General features: G+C 41.6%; 10 protein-coding genes. 2 read left to right on the plus strand and 8 right to left on the minus strand.

Translation table 11 applies throughout. The features are described from left to right. Positions 1–59: 59 nt before the first annotated feature. The 4 genes from PCY16_RS06750 to pheS all read right to left on the minus strand — a co-directional run bounded on the left by PCY16_RS06750 (position 60) and on the right by pheS (position 4913). Positions 60–641 (minus strand): hypothetical protein, encoded by a 582-nt coding sequence (locus tag PCY16_RS06750; protein WP_070577319.1) that lies wholly within the window; start codon positions 639–641, stop codon positions 60–62. A gap of 68 nt (positions 642–709) precedes the next feature. Continuing rightward, a complete protein-coding gene (pheT, locus tag PCY16_RS06755) occupies positions 710–3118 on the minus strand; it encodes a phenylalanine--tRNA ligase subunit beta (protein WP_195413578.1) in 2409 nt (802 codons plus the stop codon). 216 nt (positions 3119–3334) lie between these two features. Then, positions 3335–3853 carry an N-acetyltransferase gene (locus PCY16_RS06760; protein WP_175063739.1) on the minus strand — a complete coding sequence of 173 codons (519 nt, stop codon included), beginning with the start codon at positions 3851–3853 and terminating at the stop codon, positions 3335–3337. A gap of 16 nt (positions 3854–3869) precedes the next feature. Beyond that, positions 3870–4913: a phenylalanine--tRNA ligase subunit alpha gene (pheS, locus tag PCY16_RS06765; protein WP_014633009.1), complete on the minus strand. Its 1044-nt coding sequence runs from the start codon at positions 4911–4913 to the stop codon at positions 3870–3872. Between the two features lie 434 nt (positions 4914–5347). On the opposite strand from pheS, the gene PCY16_RS06770 reads away from it, so the two are divergent. Beyond that, positions 5348–5527 (plus strand): helix-turn-helix transcriptional regulator, encoded by a 180-nt coding sequence (locus tag PCY16_RS06770; RefSeq protein ID WP_183135758.1) that lies wholly within the window; start codon positions 5348–5350, stop codon positions 5525–5527. Between the two features lie 43 nt (positions 5528–5570). Continuing rightward, positions 5571–6116 (plus strand): DUF3278 domain-containing protein, encoded by a 546-nt coding sequence (locus PCY16_RS06775; protein ID WP_183135759.1) that lies wholly within the window; start codon positions 5571–5573, stop codon positions 6114–6116. Positions 6117–6505: 389 nt separating this feature from the next. Here PCY16_RS06775 and smc read toward each other — a convergent pair whose 3' ends face one another. The 4 genes from smc to PCY16_RS06795 all read right to left on the minus strand — a co-directional run bounded on the left by smc (position 6506) and on the right by PCY16_RS06795 (position 13120). Beyond that, complete coding sequence (gene smc, locus PCY16_RS06780) at positions 6506–10039, minus strand: chromosome segregation protein SMC (protein WP_183135760.1); 3534 nt, start codon at positions 10037–10039, stop codon at positions 6506–6508. 2 nt (positions 10040–10041) lie between these two features. After that, positions 10042–10731, minus strand: a complete 690-nt coding sequence (gene rnc / locus PCY16_RS06785) for a ribonuclease III (protein WP_038676215.1) — start codon at positions 10729–10731, stop codon at positions 10042–10044. 157 nt (positions 10732–10888) lie between these two features. Next, a complete protein-coding gene (dapA, locus tag PCY16_RS06790; protein ID WP_038676217.1) occupies positions 10889–11824 on the minus strand; it encodes a 4-hydroxy-tetrahydrodipicolinate synthase in 936 nt (311 codons plus the stop codon). A gap of 219 nt (positions 11825–12043) precedes the next feature. Next, positions 12044–13120: an aspartate-semialdehyde dehydrogenase gene (locus PCY16_RS06795; protein WP_003093217.1), complete on the minus strand. Its 1077-nt coding sequence runs from the start codon at positions 13118–13120 to the stop codon at positions 12044–12046. Positions 13121–13352: the final 232 nt, after the last annotated feature.

Consider the following 13352-nt stretch of genomic DNA (forward strand, 5'->3'; position numbering starts at 1 on the left):
TATGCAGAGAATTTACATATTTGTCAAGTGCAAATCCCTGAAAGAGCTATCCAGACTGCTTATTCCCAGAATTTAGAAATGTAAACTGGTTTGCCATGTTTATCAAAGGAAAGCGTTGCAGTATAGGAATCTGACTCATGGTGCCGCATATAATTAGCGATTCTTTTATCACCGTTTATCAGGTGAATGTCATAAGTCTGCCCGTCAGAACTTTCAAAGTGAGCATTAATCCTAGCACTACTCGTTTTAGACCCAACATGACTAATATCTATTTGTTCAACTTTGCCATCAATGGTTTTAGCTATAGGTCCTCCATAATCCTTGTAAATAGTGACGGTAGCTAAAACATCCTCAACCAAAACATAGGTCATTCCGAAAATAAACAGATAAACTATTGGGATGACAATGAAAGATAATTTACTTTGACAAAACTTTTCCTTCTGCCAAGCCCAGATATCTTGAGGTGACATGATTAAAAACTTCTTAACATACTGATGAACGAGTAACCTATAGACTAACACTAAAAATGTTAATTGCCCCAAGGGATAGGCAAAACTGGGTAAGCCATCAATAAGTACATTGACTTTATCAGATTCAAAAGTGTAATGTCCCCATACCCCGTCAAAGAACTCTAAAAACAAATTATCTCCTTTATGTAATATCGTCTAATCACTTAAAAATCCATCTTCTCAGATGGATTTTCTAATGATTAACGTACTTCTGCTTCAACCTTTTCAGTGAGAGCTTTAGTAATTTTTTCCATGTATTTAGCAACTTCTTCATCTGTGAGGTTGTCATTTGGATTTTGGAAAGTAAGGCTATAAGCCATTGATTTCATCCCAGCACCAAGTTTTTCACCTGCGTAAACGTCGAAGAGTTTAACGGCAACCAAACGTTTCACTCCTGCAGAGTAGATAGCATCAAGAACTTCTTGATGAGTGATTTCTGCCTTGAGAAGAAGGGCGATATCACGTGATACTGCAGGGAATTTTGTGATTTCAACAAATGGTTGAGCTGGTTGCAAGGCAGCTTCTACAGCACTAAGGTTAATTTCAGCCACATAAGTCTCAGGAATGCCATAGTTTTTAGCAGTTTGTGGGTGAACTTGACCAAGAAATCCAATCGTTTGACCATCAAGCACAATAGCAGCTGTACGACCTGGGTGCATGCTTGCTAGGTCTTTTGTTGGTACATAGTCAACTGAAACTTCAAGTTTATCAAAGAGTGCTTCAACAATACCTTTGGCATAGAAGAAATCAACTGGCGTTGCTTTGGTTTGGAAATCTTTTTCAGCTACAAGACCAGAAATAGCGAAGGCAAAGGTATTGATTTCATTTGGCAATTCCTCTTTTGGATTACCCTTTTGTTCAAAGACCTTACCGATTTCGTAAATAGCAACGTTACTATTCTTACGGTTAACATTGTAAGCAACAGTATCAAGCATGCCAGAAACCATATTCTGACGGAGAGCTGAACGGTCAACAGTCATTGGCCACATCAACTCAGTCAAATTACTTGGTGTCGCAGCAAATTCAACGGCTTTTTCAGGTGTAGTCAAAGCATATGAGATGATTTCCGTCAATCCAGCACCTTCAGCAATGGTACGAACCTTACGACGAAGCGCTTGTGTTTCAGTCAACTCACCAGCTGTTCCTGCTGCCTCTGGAAGTGTCGTAGGCAATTTTTCATAACCGTAGATACGTGCAATTTCTTCAACCAAGTCTGCTTGGATGCTGATATCCCAACGACGACGTGGTACAGATACTGTGAATTTATCAGCATCACCAGTCAATCCAAAACCAAGTTTCGCAAACACATCTTCAATATCCGCAAAAGTCAATTCTGTACCAAGGCGAACATTCACGTAGTCAAGGCTTGTAGAAACTTGAACTGGCTCTATGTCAACAGATCCCGCTTGAACACGGCCTGCAAGCACCGTTCCATTTGCCAATTCTTGCAACATGGCTGCAGCAAAATCAAGTGCCTCAAGGACAGTATCGTTATTGATACCTTTTTCAAAACGTGATGATGATTCTGAACGAAGGTTGAGACGGCTACTTGTCTTACGAACTGATTTACCATCAAAAACAGCAGCTTCGAGAACGACATTTTTAGAATTGTTGTCAATTTCAGTTGAAGCGCCACCCATAACACCTGCGAGGGCAACTGGTTTGTCAGCAACTGTAATAACAATATCTTCAGCAGTCAATTCACGTTCTTCACCATCGAGAGTGACTAATTTTTCCCCATCACGGGCATCACGAGCAACGATACGTGAATCTTCAAATTTATCCAAATCGAAGGCGTGCATTGGTTGTCCAAAGTAAAGAAGAACATAGTTTGTCACGTCAACCACGTTGTTGATTGGACGGATACCAGCATTCATAAGAAGATTTTGTAACCATTGTGGACTTGGTTGAACAGTAACATTCTCAACCACACGGCTAGCATAAGTAGCCACTTTATCGCTTTCGATAGCTACTGAAATCTTATCAGAAGCTGGCTTGCTGTCTTCTGTGACTGTTTTTTCTGGGAAGTGAACAGATTTACCATAGATTGCAGCGACTTCATGGGCCACACCACGCATAGAAAGAGCATCAGCACGGTTAGGTGTGATTGACAATTCGATGATTTCATCATCAAGGTCGAGATATGAGAAAATGCTATCTCCAGGAACGGCATCTTCTGGCAAAATTTGGATACCATCCGCAAATTCCTTAGGAATAATGCTATCTGGAAGTCCAAGCTCTGCCAAAGAACAGATCATCCCGAGTGATTCCATGCCGCGAATCTTACCTTTTTTGATTTTGTAGTTGTCCGCAATGCGGGCACCAGGAATGGCAACAATTACCTTGATTCCAGCAGTGACATTTGGAGCACCACAAACAATTTGACGTGGACCTTCAGCATCTCCTGTATCTACTTGACACAAGTGCAAGTGTGTGTCAGGCACATCTTCACATGACAAGACATGACCAACAACCAATTTTGACAAGCCCTCAGCAGGTGTTTCAACACCTTCCACTTCAATACCTGTCGTCGACATTTTTTCAGCGAGTTCAGCAGTGGTAACATCCACATCAACCAACTCTTTTAACCATTTATAACTAACTAGCATAATTATGATACCAAGCCCGTTAATAGCTCTCAGCAAAAATAGAAAAGGCAACGTTGGTGCATCAGCACCTAGGTGACTTTATCTTTTTCGCCCAGAGCTTAGGGCGGGTTCAAATCCTTTCTGTAATTTAGGAATATGTATAGCTAATATAAGAGGAAGACGAACTGACACGTTTAATCGCCCTATAAACTCCTCTCTATCAACTTAATAATAGGTTTATAATTTCAATTTTAGTAACCAATCGCAATCCACTTTACCATCACCGACCGGAAAATTGTGTTCTGCAAATTTTTCAAAGCCATATTTATCATAAAAAATCTGTGCTTTGAAATTTCTTTCCCAAACACCCAACCAGGCCCAATCACAACCTAGATCACGGGCTTCCTGCAATGCAAATTCAAAGAGTTGCTTACCCAAGCCCATGCCTTGGAAGGCCTGACTGATATAAATACGCTGAATTTCAAAGGCATTGTCTAGGTGTTGCTCTGTTTGAGCAGATCCGACATTAGTTTTTAGAAAACCAGCCCTTTCACCATCAACGAGAATGAAAAAGTAGCGCGATTCTTCATGAGTGATTTCATCTAAAAGAACTTCTTCAGAAAGTGCGGTGTCGAAGTAACCTTGCAACTGGGCCTCGGTATTATCATGAGCAAAAGTCTCTCTAAAGGTATCTTCGGAGATAACTTTTAATTCTGCTACTTCTTCCGGAAGAACCTTACGAATAACTACTGACATGACAATCTCCTAAACCTTATTTAAACTGTTCTGAGAAACGAACATCCCCTTGATAGAAACCACGGATGTCGTTGATACCATAGCGAAGCATGGCAATACGTTCTTGACCAAGACCAAAGGCGAAACCTGAATATTCTTCAGAATCAACACCTGACATCTCAAGCACTTGTGGGTGAACCATACCAGCACCAAGGATCTCAATCCAACCTGTCTTTTTACATACGTTACATCCTTTACCTCCACACTTGAAGCATGACACGTCAACCTCAACGGAAGGTTCAGTGAATGGGAAGTAAGAAGGACGCAAACGGATTTGACGTTCTGCACCAAACATTTTTTGAATAATCATCTCAAGCGTTCCCTTAAGATCACCCATTGAGATGTTTTTACCAACGACCAAACCTTCGATTTGGTGGAACTGGTGGCTGTGAGTCGCATCATCGGTATCACGACGGAAAACACGTCCTGGTGAGATCATCTTAAGAGGACCCTTAGAAAAATCGTGTTTATCAAGTGTACGAGCTTGAACAGGACTTGTGTGAGTACGAAGTAAAATTTCTTCCGTAATATAGAAAGTATCTTGCATGTCACGCGCTGGATGGTCCTTAGGCAAGTTCATACGCTCAAAGTTATAGTAATCTGTTTCAACTTCAAAACCATCAACGATTTGGAAGCCCATCCCCAAGAAAATGTCTTCGATTTCCTCAGCTGTTTGGCTAAGAATATGACGGTTACCAAGTTTGACTTGGCGTCCTGGAAGAGTTACGTCAAGACTTTCAGAGTCAAGTTGTGCTTGAATTTTTGCGGCTTCGACAATTTTTGCGGCTTCGTCAAAAGCTTCAGTCAAAACGTCACGAACTTCGTTGACCATTTTACCAACTTTAGGGCGTTCTTCATTAGGAAGGTCCTTAAGTCCCTTCAAAAGGTCCGTTAAAGAGCCCTTTTTACCCAAAACTGCAACACGCAATTCTTGTAATTCTTTAGAGTGCTCACCACGCATTTCAGCCAATTTAGCCTGCGTTGATGTTTTCAACTCTTGCAATTGTGTTTGTAAATCCATGAGATTCCTTTCTGATGTAACAATTTCGAATCGCAAACAAAAAACCACATGCCAAAACTCCAACCCGGAGCGTTGACACGCGGTACCATCCGTTTTTTATCTGGTTACCCAGACCTTGATTCGTCAGTCGTCTTCATGAGTGAATTCACCAAACTTCCCTTGAGGAGGCTTCCAGTCCATGGCCCCCAATCCCTGTCAATTTCCATAAGGTTACTAGTCTCTACGACTTCTATTCAATTACCATTTATTTTACCAAAAAAGCAAAAAGCTTTCAAGAGCTGACAAAGAATCCTTTAGTTAATACCAAATTAAAATTATGTCTAAGATAATTGACATATCCATAGGAACTTGCTACAATTATGTCAGATAAAGTTGACATATTTAACTGCGACTTACAGCAACACATTAGCTTGTCTTTCAGAAGGAGGCCCATTATGAATCAGGTCAGGGAATTTAGAAAAAATATGGGGCTTTCGCAATTAGAACTCGCAAAGTCTATTGGCGTTTCCCGACAGACCATTAATATGATCGAAAATAACAAATATAACCCAACACTGGAGCTCTGTCTAAATCTAGCTAAGGCACTAAACACAGATCTTAACAGTCTCTTTTGAGATGAAAATCCGAATAGAGATATAAGATAGAAAGAGGTAAATCATGATTAAAGAAACTTTCACTGACAAACTCATTAAACGTTTTTATGGTATCACAGGTCCTTTAGATGAACAAAAGCGCCAACGGGTTGATCGAATGGGTAGCATAGCTTTCGTAGTTCTTTTCTTTACCTTACTTTGTGGTAATTGTATTGCCTTTCTTATAGGCTTTAAGTACCCTGAACTTGTGGCCCGTATTTATCCTATCCTCCTCTTGATTATCATTCTGTTAGTTAGCAGCATCCTTACTTATAAGTTAAAGATAAGTGCTGTTAATGCTTTTGACGAGGAAGAACTGACTGAGAAAGAGAAAAAACAACTTAAGCACGTGGGGCTTAAGTCAGGTTTATACTTTGGGATTAGCATGTTCTTAGGCATGCCCCTAGTTCACTTCTTAGTTGACAATAAAGACTATTTGACAGAATTATTCTCAATCCATAATATGCTATCAGGCATTTTTGAAGCTATCCTTTTTGGGGCTATCATGCAGGGCTTGGTCAATGCTGGTATCAAACAAGCCAAATCTCAAGCTGAGAAAGGTGACCAATAAACTAAAAAGACAAAGAAAAATCCAGGTTTCCCAGCCTGGATTTTTCGCTCGAAAGAAGACTTCTTAGACTTGTATACGCGAAGCCTAAATGTGTCCAGAAAATCGTATCTTAACACATACACTATAACTAACTTCAAAAAACACCATATCCCCATATGACATTTCCTTAAATATTGTAACATGTCAGTGCAAAATGACAAGTCACCCTCTCTCTCATAAACCCTAAAATCCTAATCATAGCCTTTGTTAAGCCATTTTACGCAATCGATTGCGTAATTTTGAAAGCGCAAACTTAATGATTTTCTGAAAGTCCTTGCAAATTTTTTGAGACTATGAAAAAAGATAGTGATAAAGCTATCAACTATCTTTCATGAAAATATAATCTATTTTTAGTCTAAATCAAGGTCTTTTAGTTTGACCGAAACGATTTTCGAGACACCTGATTCCTGCATAGTTACCCCATAAATAGAGTCTGCCGCGGACATGGTTCCTTTACGGTGGGTAACTACGATAAACTGACTAGACTTGTCAAAACGATTGAGGTAGTCACCGAAGCGTTTAACATTGGCTTCATCCAAAGCCGCTTCTACTTCGTCTAGGATAACAAATGGAATAGTCTTTACACGAATGATGGCAAAGAGGAGGGCCAGAGCTGACAAAGCCTTTTCACCACCAGACATAAGGTTAAGCGATTGAATTTTCTTACCTGGTGGCTGAACTGAAATTTCTACTCCAGCCTCTAGGAGATTGTCTGAGGTCAAAATCAAGTCAGCTGAACCTCCACCGAACATCTGCGTAAAGGTTTGTTTAAAGCTTTCTCGGATAGCCTCAAAGGTTGCTTTAAAGCGTGATTTCACTTCATCATCCATGTCATTAATGGTATTTAGAAGGAGACTCTTGGCTTCGAGCAAATCATCCTTTTGGCCGTTCAAGAAATCTAGACGTTGCTTAACCTCTTCAAATTGGGCAATAGCATCCACATTGACTGGCCCCAAAGCTTTAATCGAACGCTCAAGACCTTGCAGATTCTGGCGGGTTTGTTCGACATTGTCAAGAGGGCTAGCCTGACCTTTGGCTGCTTCGAGCGTCATCTGATAATCTTCAGCCAACTGAGTCGCAAACTTACGAAGTGATTGACTAATCTGACTTTCACGCTCTTCCAGGCGAGTCTGTTGACGAATCAAATCCTCGTTACGATTGCCAGCTTTTGCCAAACGCTCCTCCAAATCCTCCAACTGACCTTCGTAATCTTGCACCTGAATCTTGGCACGGACAAGAGCTTGTTCCAAATCGTCTTTACGTTGAACAGCCTCTTTATGCTGTGCTTGCAGATGGGGAAGGCGGTCAGTTTGGTCTTCATCAACCTGGTTGTTAAGGAGTGCCTTAAGACTATCCGATTCTTGCATTAACTCAGATAAGTCAGCTTGAAGACGATTGCTCTCTGTCTTCGCAAAACGCAATTCTGCCTGCAAGTCACGTTCCTTCAACTGAAGTTCAGATTGCTTGTCTAGGAGCACCTGTTTTTGTTGGCCAAGTGCATCTTTGTCTTCCTTAATAGCTTCAATACGGTCGTTAATGACCTCACGCTTGGATGCAATTTGTGCTAACTCTGCTTTAAGTTGTTCAGCCTTGTCTTGAAGATTTGCTCCATCAGTTCCCTGAGAATCCTGTTTGAAACTATCCACTAGGGTTTGATTTTTCTCCACCTCTGACAAGGCTTGTTGGTGTTCTAAGTCTAGTTTTTGCTCCTGAAGACGAGCATTTTCACCATCTACCTTAAGGTCTTCTAACTCTTTCTGTAGAGCCTTACGTTTGATCTTGAGGGCTTCAACTTTAGCTTCACTATCACTTAATTGAGCCTTAATCTGGTTAATTTCAGTAGTTAATGCATCCAGTTCAGGCTTGATAAAGAGATTATTGTTTTGTTTGTTGGTACCACCAGCGAAGGCACCACCGGGACGAATCTCAGACCCGTCAAGAGTAACCATACGAACTTGGAAACGAACCGCTCGAGCTGCCTTATTAGCATTGTCAATGGTATCAAAGATTGCCGTTACCCCTAGGAGGTTTTGGAAAATGTTAGATAAGCGGTCCTCATAGGTAACCAAATCGGAAGCCATACCAATAAAGCCAGGTGCATTGGCTAGACTTTGGGCAAATTGTCCGTTAAGTTGACGTGGTTTAATAGTGGTCAACGGCAAGAATGTCGCACGACCCTGACGATTGCGCTTCAAGTAGTCAATCGAACGCTTAGCAGCCGCTTCGTCCTCCACAATAATATTTTGCCCACTAGCTCCCATTGCGATTTCAAGAGCCGTCTGATAGCGCGTATCAAAGGTCAAGTGTTCACTAACTGCACCAATAATTCCTTGAATGGATTGGGCATTTTGAAGGACAGCCTTAACCCCTGCATAGAAATTACTATGATTTTTTTGGATAGACTCTAAACTTTGACGACGAGCATCTTTACTCTTAAGGTGATCCATGAGGTCAAACATCTGCTTTTGAGCCTCTTGATAGTCCTTATCAAGAGCCTGATAAGCCTGGGCCTTTTCTTTGTAGCTAGCTAAGAGGCTTTGAAGACTCTCTTTGGCTGCTTGATAAGCTTTTTGGGTTTCGCTAGCCACTTCCTGAGCGGAAAGCAAATCTGCCTGAGCTTGTTTATATTCTTCAGCTTGAGCTTCTAATGCTTGTGTCTGACTGTCCATGTCGTGAGTGACCTGAGTCAAACTGTTAGAAACCTTGGCTTCCTCCTGCATCAGACCAACATAGTCCTCACGTAAACGTTCAATAAGCGTATCTGGGTCATCAGAAAATTGCTCTAGTTCTTTTTGAATAGCAATCAGCTCCTGGGCAAGGCTATCCAACTCAGCATTCAATTCAACTTGGCCTTGATTAACCTTATTGAGTGCTGTCTGAGCTTCTTCTTTCAAATGCTCTAACTCACTGAGACGAGCTTCAGTTTCTTCTTTTTTCTCTGAACGCTGCTGACTCTCCATAGTATAAAGATCAATTTGACGCTCAAAGTCACTAATAAGACGTGTGACATCCACCAAGGTTTGTTGGTCAGAAGAAATTTGTTCTGAAATTTGATGTCGTTTCTGTTTGAGCTCCTGGTTCTCAGTCTCTAGACGATGACGTTCCTCATAATAGCTGGTTAATTTTTCCTTGACCGCTGCCAAATCCTCTTGGGTCTGGCTCAACTCAGATTTACCAACTTCAATATCGTGGACCAAAAGGTTAAGCTGAGTCTGTCTACGCTCTTCATCTAATTCCAAGTAACGTTTGGCAGTCGCAGCTTGCTTTTCAAGCGGTTTAACCTGACCGTCCAGCTCGTAGATGATATCTTCCAAACGATCAAGATTATCCTGAGTTTGATTAAGCTTGCTTTCCGTTTCTTTCTTACGTGTCTTATATTTGAGAACCCCTGCTGCTTCTTCGAAAATAGCGCGGCGTTCTTCAGGTTTGGCATTAAAAATAGCCTCAACACGACCTTGGGAAATAATGGAAAAAGAATCACGCCCCAGGCCTGTATCCATAAAGAGGTCATGAATATCACGCAGACGAACCTTACGACCATCAATCAAGTAATCATTGTCACCGTTTCGATAAATGTGACGCTCCACACGAATGGTTTCACCAGCACCCGCGATAAAGCCATCACTGTTATCAAGAGTGACTGCCACTTCCGCATAGTTGAGAGCCTTACGAACCTCTGTCCCTGCAAAAATAACGTCAGGCATCTTGCCTCCACGCAAACTCTTGGCAGATGATTCACCCAATGCCCAGCGTAGACTTTCTGTAATATTTGATTTTCCCGATCCATTTGGACCTACAACGGCTGTCACTCCCTTGTCAAAGACGACTTGCGTCTTGTCCGCAAAGGATTTAAAGCCCTGCATTTCAATTGATTTCAAATACATGCTTAATTTCCTAGTTGTTCAAGGGCAGCCTTAGCCGCTGCCTGTTCAGCTAATTTCTTAGATTTTCCAAGACCTGTGCTGAGCTCCTTACCATCAACAGCTACCTGCATAGTAAATTCTTTGGCATGAGCTGGTCCAGACTCATCAATAACGGTATAAGTAATATCAACCGTACCATTGACCTGAAGACGCTCTTGCAAGGCTGTCTTATAGTCTGTTACGCGGTCAAAGTTCCCCTTTTCAACCTGAGGAATCATGACCTGATTCAAGAATTTCTCAACTGCAGGCAAACCTTGATCCAAATAAAGAGCACCGAGGAAGGCCTCCCAGAGGTCACCAAGGATAGTGGCACGTTCACGTCCACCAGATTTTTCTTCCCCTTTACCAAGACGGATATACTGCTCGAAACCACAGGCCTTGGTAAAACCTGCCAAGCTCTCTTCACGAACGATAGTACTGCGCATCTTAGACATTTCCCCCTCTGGCTTGTTAGGGTAGCGTTTGTAAAGATAAACAGAAATGACTAATTGCAGAGCCGCGTCTCCTAAAAATTCCAAACGTTCATTATGTGAAATGTTTAGGAGGCGGTGCTCATTGGCATATGAGGTATGGGTAAATGCTGTTTCTAAGAGCTCTTTTTGGCTAAAAACAATACCAAAATCCTGCTCAAGTTTTTGTTCAAGTTGATTCATAAAACTTCCTTTCTTTTTAAGCACACTAACTCTAATTATATCAAAAAAAGCAAATTTTCATGATAGAAAACTGCTTTTAGAGCCTATATCCCTGATTTTTGTGAGATTTAACCTATTCGACTAAAAAAAGCTGAGCAAGCTGCTCAACTTCATTTTCTTAATAATCTGGACGAACAACACCTGTAACTGTCTCACGTGTTGCTTCGACATCTTCTTCAAGGACAACCTTGATGATACGCTTGGCTTCTTCTGAAGTACATGCAACCAATGGCAAACGAAGTGGTCCAACTTCGAAACCAAGATGGTTAAGAACAGCCTTAACAGGTGCAGGGCTTGGTACTGAGAAGAGAGCGTTAACTTTAGGAATGAATTTACGTTGGATAGCTGCTGCTGTCTTGAGGTCACTATTTTCAATAGCTTCAAGCATGGCATGCATCTCATCACCGTTTGTATGAGAGGCTACTGAGATGACACCGTTAGCACCAAGGTTCATAGCGTGGAAGGCATCCCCATCTTCACCGGTATAAACCAAGAAATCTTCAGGTTTGTGCTCGATAAGGTAGGCCATATTAGCAAGGCTGGTACATTCTTTAACACCAATGATATTTGGATGTTCAGCCAAACGAAGCATGGTATCAGGAGCCATTTCAACAACCACACGACCAGGGATGTTGTAGATGATAATTGGCAAATCAGAAGCATCCGCAATGGCTTTGAAGTGTTGGTACATACCTTCTTGTGATGGCTTGTTGTAGTAAGGCACGATAGCAAGACCAGCTGCGAAACCACCAAATTTGGCAACTTCTTTAGCAAACTCGATTGAGTCGCGTGTATCGTTGGTACCGACACCAGCAATCAATGGCACACGTCCATTAACAATTTTCTGAACAGCCGCAAAGAGTTCCAACTCCTCATCGTGAGTAAGTGTTGGACTTTCAGCCGTTGTTCCCGCCAAAAGAAGAGCTTCTGTATGGTGAGCCAAAAGATGCTCAATCAATTCTGGAAGGACATCATAATTGATTGATCCATCTTCGTGGAAAGGTGTAATAAGGGCTGTGATCAGTTTGACATCTCTTAATTGATCAATTGACATAATATTCTCCTTCAACCGTTTTCTAATCCTTTCCATTTTACCATAATTTTGACCAGACAGACAGATAAGTTGACAATTTTCTGAAAACATGAGGACTGACTGTTTCAATTGATGGCCAATAAACAAAAAACAGAGAGAAGTCTCTCTGCTTTATAGGATTCAGCATGATTTTAGTATTCAAGTACAACACTAAATCCTTACTGATTTCTGTTTCGCTCCCTATTTCAATTCAAATTTCAATTCTGAAGTTGAGCGAACCAAACCACGTTCGTGAAGTGTTTCTGCGATTTGGACTGAGTTCCAAGCGGCACCTTTAAGGAGGTTATCTGAAACAACCCACATGTGGATACCTTTTTCAGCATCCAAGTCTTTACGGATACGTCCGACGAATGTATCACGTGAACCTACAGCATTAACGGCTTGTGGGTAGACTTGGTTAGCAACGTCGTCTTCAAGGACTGCACCTGGGAATTCTGCAATAGCAGCTTTCACTTCGTCAATTGGTGCCACTTCTTTTGTTTCAATGTAGACTGACTCTGAGTGAGCTGACAAGACTGGAATACGCACACATGTTGCTGATACAGCAATGCTATCGTCTTCCATGATTTTCTTAGTTTCGTTTGTCATCTTCATTTCTTCGTAAGTGTAGTCATTTTCAGTGAAGACGTCGATTTGAGCCAAGGCGTTAAAGGCGATTGGATAGTGTTTCTTATCACCACCACATGGCAAGATTTCAGCTTTGACATCACGTGGGTTAACGCCATCATTCAAAACTTCTTTCAACTCACGTTGTGTTTCAAGGATTGCTCCCATACCAGCACCTGATACGGCTTGGTAAGTTGACACGATGATACGGTCCAGGCCCCATTTTTGACGAACTGGCTCAAGGGCAACCATCATTTGAATAGTTGAACAGTTAGGGCAAGCAATAATACCGTTGTGAGCATCAAGCGCATGTGCATTGACCTCAGGTACAACCAATGGTACATCTGGGTTTTGACGGAAGTATGATGTATTATCAACGACTACTGCACCAGCTTTAACGGCGTATGGTGCATATTTAGCAGAGGTAGATCCACCAGCTGAGAAAAGTGCAATATCTACACCTTCAAATGCGTCTTCAGTCGTTTCTTCGATGGTCACGTCTTGGCCTTTAAATTGCAAGACTTTGCCTGCAGAACGAGCAGACGCAAGGTAGCGAATGTTATCGATTGGAAGTGTTGATTCTTCCAACATTTTAATCATTTGAGCACCGACGGCACCTGTAGCACCGACAACAGCAACTGTGTATCCCATAGTAAAACCTCTTTCGGAATTTTCTATCAATTTAGTTTAGTGAATCTATTATACTACGTTTAAGCCCAGTTGAAAAGGGTTAAAAGGCCAAGAATAAAGAAAAGCCCCTACCAAATGGTAAGGGATAGGAGGCATCTTTCGATGAGAGTAGCAGGTTCACACAACTACTCAAGGTCCGCTCCTGCGTTACAATCTAATGTAGACCTCCTCAGCGCAAAAGGCTCCAAAGAGC

The organism is Streptococcus sp. SS4 (genome assembly GCF_030440125.1).
GTDB lineage: Bacteria > Bacillota > Bacilli > Lactobacillales > Streptococcaceae > Streptococcus.